Source organism: Clostridioides sp. ES-W-0018-02 (assembly GCF_020658175.1).
Taxonomy (GTDB): domain Bacteria; phylum Bacillota; class Clostridia; order Peptostreptococcales; family Peptostreptococcaceae; genus Clostridioides.
Genome location: NZ_JACVVY010000068.1, coordinates 1 through 268 on the forward strand (window position 1 = coordinate 1; position 268 = coordinate 268).

Annotated in this window: 1 pseudogene; it reads right to left on the minus strand. The window is 30.2% G+C overall.

The window, feature by feature from the left end:
* Positions 1 to 268, minus strand: a pseudogene (locus IC219_RS21515) (hypothetical protein); the annotation flags it as partial.

Sequence of the window (268 nt, forward strand, 5' to 3'; positions counted from 1 at the left end):
TTACAACCTTGCTTACCATATTTATTAATTAGACCCTTAATCTCTAAATATTTACCTAAGTCATCTTCTTTTTCTTCTATATTTTCAATTAATGTATATGCTCTCCAAACTTGACTTGCCTTTATTGGTTTTACTACTTCGCCCTTGTCATCAATTGGATTACCTTTGTCATCATATTTTTCTCTATTGCAAAAAGTTCCTGATATCTGGAATCGCTCTTTCTTTTCACCATCTTTATAATATAAGCTATTGTCTAATGAACAAACAC